Origin of the sequence: Bacteroides sp. (genome assembly GCF_029057325.1) — a bacterium.
Lineage (GTDB): Bacteria > Bacteroidota > Bacteroidia > Bacteroidales > Bacteroidaceae > Bacteroides.
Genome location: NZ_JAICZW010000071.1, coordinates 1 through 5,612 on the forward strand (window position 1 = coordinate 1; position 5,612 = coordinate 5,612).

The window sequence follows — 5,612 nt, forward strand, 5'->3', positions numbered from 1 at the left end:
GATACGAGACTGTCTCGTATGCCGACGGGAACGCCCGCGAATACACATCCGTTACGAAAGCGCGCACGTTGCCGGGAACTTTCCAGAAAGTCTCTTGCGGCAACTTGTCTTTGGGCTGCGCATCAAGTATATCATCACATGAACAGAGCGTGCATCCTATCAAGAAGATTATGAACAAGAATTTATTTTTCATGATTTCAATGGTTTAAAATGTAATATTAGCGCCTATACTATATACTCTCGAATTGGGGAATGCGGTGGGATTGGTTCCGCTCTCAGGGTCAAAAATCCGATAGCTCGTAATTGTGAACAGGTTCTGTCCCGCAAGGTAGATTCTTGCCTTTTCCACCGGAATCTTCGGACCGAACTTAAAGGTATAACCCACCTGCAAGTTCTTCAGACGGATGTATGAACCGTCTTGTACCCAATGTGACATATTGTCGTAATTCAGGCTGTTGGTGGTTGTCAGGCGCGGGAAGTATTTTCCACTCTTGGGGTTGGCTGGGTCAAAGGAGTCGTAATAATGCTCTCTCATGGCCGTTTTGGCATTTAACGCTTCAATCACGTCGCCCGGAAGGAATCCATCCACCTTTCCTACCCCTTGGAACAGTGCCGAGAAGTCGATGGCCTTGTAGTTGAATCCAAGGTTCAGGCTGAACGTGAAACGAGGAATCTGGTTGCCGATGATGGTCTTGTCATTTTCGTTTATCTTGCCGTCTTTGTTCAGGTCTTCAATAATGATGTCTCCCAAAGAGAAGTAAGGGTTGTATGTCAGCATCACCTCTTTGTACTTCTCATATTTCTCTTGCGTGTCGGCGAGGCCCAATGTCTTCCAGCCGAACAAGGCGTCGATGGGCTCTCCCTCGATACGGGCGGTCAGATTGGAGGTCGGTGATTTATATCCGTTCAAGTCAAGGATTTTGTTCTTCACGTCCGACAGCATAAAGCCGATGTTGTATTGGAAATCGTTTATCTTGTCTTGCCAGTTGACGGTAAGTTCCCATCCACGGTTTCTGACCTTGCCGGCATTGGAGATGGGAGGCGTGATGCCCAACAGGCTGGGGGCTTCCAGGCTTAACAGGATATTGTCTGTGTCGCGGGTGTACCAGTCGAATGTAAATCCCAATCTGTTGTTCAGCGTATTCACATCAACACCGAAGTTGAGGTTCGTGCTCGTTTCCCATGTGATGTCTTTATTCCCCATGATGCTCTCTGTCATCAAGGTTTGCGTAATGCCATCGAACATATAGAAGCGGGAGGAGATGCCGTAAGTGGACATACTCAGGTAGTTGCTGATACTCTGGTTGCCCAGTTTACCCCAGGAGGCGCGTAATTTCAGATTCTGGATTTTGTCCTGAACCGGTGCGAAGAAACTTTCTTCAGAGATTCTCCACGCGGCGGAGAATGAGGGGAACGTGCCCCAACGATGTCCTTTGGCAAACTTGGAAGAACCGTCGTGACGGATATTCGCTTCAAACAAGTAGCGGTCTTTGTACGAATAGTTGATTCTGCCGAAGGCCGAAACCAACGCGTTGTATGTCTTGTTGCCGCTTGCAGCCGCTGTAGAAGCGTCTCCCGGATCCAATACTTCGAAATCATCGGTCGGGAAGTCCTTGCGGGATGCCGCGGTCGTATTGTACCTGAACTGCTCGCGTGATGTACCCACTAACACATTGATATCATGGTTGCCAAAGCGTTTCATATAGTTGGCGGTGGCGCTCAATGTCAGGTTTCGGTTCCGATACCAGGTATCTGTCTTTTGATTGCGTGCGATAAACACATTCTCCGCTTGTCCGGCAGGTTCAAATGCGTCATAGATGACTCTCTTCTCGAACTTGTCCACATAGGATATCTTTGTCTCGTATCCTAATGTCCCTTTCAGCTGCAATGAGTTTTTGAACAGTTTGATTTCGGGCGAGAAGAGCAGTGACAATTTATCCGTCTCATATTTCTGATACCCATACTCGTCGGTGGTCATTCGTACCGGATTCTTAGGAGTGGAGTGGAAAGACCAGGTTCCATCCGAATACTTCACAGGCATGTTGGGGAATGAGCGGGGAGCATAATAGTAGGCATACGTCAGTCCCGGGCTCTGCTTGCTTACGTCGTTGATATAGGCGATGTTGGACTGGATAGTCAACCAATCCGCCAGATTGGCGGTTGTGTTCAGGCGGATGTTGTAACGTTCGTAAGATGACTCGATGACACCTTCCTGCTTCGCCCAACCTACGGTACCTACATATTGTATGCGGTCGCTACCGCCGGTGATGGACAAGTCGTGTGTCTGTTGCGGAGCAGTCTTCAGCAGTTCGTTGAACCAGTCTGTGTTCGCTTCGTTGTGGTCAGGGTTGCCTGTACCGTTTTTCATGCGGTCGATTTTCTCTTGCGGGAACAGCAGTGTGGTTCCGTCAGACAAAGCCTTGCCATCTGCCGCCATGGCGCGGTTGTAAAGTTCGGCATATTGCCAGCCTGTGGTCAGGTGCGGGTGGCGCGTAGCCTGTTGCCAGCCGAAGTTTCCATTATAATTCACGTGTATTTGGCCTGCCTTCCCTTTTTTGGTGGTAATCAGGATTACACCGTTGGCGGCACGTGAACCGTAGATGGCGGCCGAAGCGGCATCTTTCAATACAGAGATGCTCTCAATGTCATTAGGCAATACATCGGCGATGTTCATTGACATGCCATCCACCAATACCAGCGGGCCGGCATCCTGCCATGTGCCGACACCACGCACCGTAATCGAAGGATTGCTGGTACCCGGTTGACCGGAAGACTTCACTACCGTAAGCCCCGGCGCCAAACCTGCCAATGCATCCTTCATAGACACTACGGGCTGACGTTCCAGCTTTTCACTCTTGATGGAAGATACCGATCCCGTAAGGTTCACCTTCTTCTGTGTGCCATATCCCACAACGACTACTTCTTCCAGCGTCTTGCTGTCCTCTTTCAGCACGATGCTCAGATGCCTCAAGTTGCTGACCTTTACTTCTTGAGAAACATAGCCGATGTAGGTGAACTGCAATACCGATCCTATCGGAGTTTCCAGCGCGAAACGTCCGTCTATATCTGTAATGACACCTATTGATTCGTTTTTGATTTTTACATTGGCACCGATAATCGGTTCGCCATTCACGTCCGTCACCACACCGGTTATCTTATTGGCTTGTTGAACGGCTTGCGGCGCATTCACCTTGCCCATCAACATAATGTTCTTGCCTTCCATGGCATAGTAGGTTCCTGTTCCTTCAAACATCTCTTTCAGCACTTCGGCCACGGGAGTATTCTGCGCATTCACTTTCACGCTGCGCTTCATGTTCACTTCGCTTTCATCGTAAACGAAGAGATAGTCCGTCTGTCTTTCTATTTCATGGATTACTTTGCCAACTGTCATGTTGTTGGACGTCATCGTCACTTTCATGGTCTGTGAATAGGATGAGTTAGTGGCAAAAAGAGTTCCAGCAAAAGCAAACAAGGCTAAAACTGTGTTTCTCATAAGTCGGAAAAAACGTTTAATTTCTACAATAGATTCTTGATACAAATTATTTTTCATATATTTGCATTGCTTTATTCTAGGTTTTTATTAAAAATTACTTGGAAAAAAAGTCAATGGTAGTTGACTGTTTGTAGAAGGGATGGCGTTGGTAGCGCCATCCTTTTTTTGTTGGAATCCGTTCTTTATTTCATAGGCAGTTCTTGTTTTAAGGTTAATGTATGGTTATCACATTGGTCTCGTCATCTTTTGTATAGGTGAACTTGTTCCGCAGCCTCAACACTTTCAATACATGCTCCACGCCGTCGCTGGTACGGAACTTACCTGTATAGCGGTTCTTCAGTATCCGGTCGTTTTTCACGTCGATGTTCACTCCAAAGTAGAGTTCCAGCTTTTTGAACATGTCGCCCACGGTGATATTGTTGAAGCAAATCAGGCCTTCGCGCCACAAGAAGTGGTTCGGATTTTCTATTCCGCCTTTCACTAAACGGCCACCCTCCAGGCGTGCCGTTGTGTTCGGTTCCAGCCTCAGTCCGTTGCCTCCCGCGCCGGGAAGCAGAATCTCCACGGCCCCTTTCAGCAGCGAGGTTTCCCAAACGCTGTCCACGGCATACGCTTTCACGTTGAACTCTGTTCCCAATACTCTCACGTTGTATTTGTTGGTTTCCACGATAAAGGGCCGCTCCGCATGCTTCGCCACGTCGAAATAGCCTTCTCCATCTAGTTTCACTTGCCGGGTGTCGCCGTCGAAGCTTCCCGGAAACGTCAGGCTGCTGCGTGAGTTCAGCCACACTTTCGTACCGTCGGCAAGCATCAGTTCCGCTCGCTGTCCGGCAGGAACATAAAGCGATTGCAGCGGTTCCGGCTTGTCAGGCCGCATCTCCATCATGTAATAGCCGCCGACAAGCGCAAGCGCGAATACAGCCGCCATTTTGATAAGTTCCATTCCGACGCTGCGCAGCGTGAACTTTTTCTTTTCATGCCGCACTTCCGTCGCCGGTTCCGTACGCCATAAGGCGATGTCATGCAGTTTGCGCTGGGCCATGTACTCGCGCATGTTCTCAGGACTCTCTTCTATCCATTGCACAATGCGCTGTTTCTCTGCCTCTGTGACATCTCCTGATATGTATTTTTGTAGCAGCTCGTTATTCATATTCCGCGTCATTTTATAAATAAACGACTGAAGCGGCGACTGCCCTAAAGGAAAAGAGAGAAAAATCTTATTTTTTGTGTCTTTACATCTGGAAGGAAGTAAAAAGAGGGAAGATTAGCGGCAAAACAGGAGATAGAACAGCGGAAGATAGTCCTTCAGCGCAAGGCGCAAGACTTTCAGTGCCTTTGTGATGTGATATTCGACCCCTTTGATGGAGATTCCCATCTCTTCGGCTATTTCCTTATTGGTCTTGTTGTCGAAACGGCTCAGAATGAATACGCGTCGTGTCTGTTCGGGCAGCGTTTGCAACGTGCGCTTTACGATGGCTTCCACTTCATTGGAGAATATCTCGCCGGGATCGCACGCCTTCAAGGCGGAGGTGCGAAGAAGCAGTTCCCGCTCCTGCCACTCCATCATCGTGTCGAACGCTTCGCGTTTTACATGCTCGTGTTTCAGATAGTCCAGAGATTTGTTTTTCAGGATGGTGAGCAGCAGCGGAAGCATCTCTTTTTCGTCTATCGCGTCCGATTCCAACTTCTGCCACAATTTTATCAGGGCTTCGGAAGCAATGTCTTCTGCCGCCAAGTCATCGTGCACATACGACTTGGCAAACAAGAAAGACTTTCTGTAATAGGAAGTGTAGATCGTATTAAAAGTGTGATGTAATATACTTTCTTTCACCGTGCTCAGATCTGTTTTTTAGCCAACAAATATACGCTTAATTTCCCGTTGCGGCAACAGGCTCAACGAAAATCCCCTTCGTGTTTGCCCGGCTTCCTTGAAGAAAGTTAGCGGAAGTGAAAAGGGACTGGAAGTTATAATTGTTTACACGAAATATCTTCCTTCCGAAGAAGGCGTTTCACTTTGTTCTTCTCGCCCTCGTCTTATCCGGCCCTTACCTGCTCCGTAGTTTCTTCGGTGTTTCTTCGGACGTTCTTCGGACATTCTTCGGTCCTAGGGAGTGGAGTT

3 protein-coding genes and 1 pseudogene are annotated in these 5,612 nt (G+C 48.3%); all 4 read right to left on the bottom strand.

Going from position 1 to position 5,612, the window contains the following annotated elements; genetic code table 11:
* Positions 1-193: pseudogene (locus K2G43_RS04340) on the bottom strand (RagB/SusD family nutrient uptake outer membrane protein); the annotation flags it as partial.
* 12 nt (positions 194-205) lie between these two features.
* Entirely contained in the window at positions 206-3,391 is a 3,186-nt protein-coding gene (locus tag K2G43_RS04345) for a TonB-dependent receptor (RefSeq protein ID WP_300153133.1), read from the bottom strand.
* A 313-nt stretch (positions 3,392-3,704) separates the two neighbouring features.
* Entirely contained in the window at positions 3,705-4,643 is a 939-nt protein-coding gene (locus K2G43_RS04350) for a FecR domain-containing protein (RefSeq protein WP_297644436.1), read from the bottom strand.
* Between the two features lie 114 nt (positions 4,644-4,757).
* Positions 4,758-5,324, bottom strand: coding sequence for an RNA polymerase sigma-70 factor (locus K2G43_RS04355; protein WP_297644434.1), 567 nt, complete (start codon positions 5,322-5,324; stop codon positions 4,758-4,760).
* Positions 5,325-5,612: the final 288 nt, after the last annotated feature.

What these genes read in the sequence shown, in the direction of transcription:
- K2G43_RS04345 (WP_300153133.1), bottom strand. Translation starts at nt 3,391, where the DNA reads ATGACAGTTGGCAAAGTAATCCATGAAATAGAAAGACAGACGGACTAT.
- K2G43_RS04350 (WP_297644436.1), bottom strand. Translation starts at nt 4,643, where the DNA reads ATGAATAACGAGCTGCTACAAAAATACATATCAGGAGATGTCACAGAG.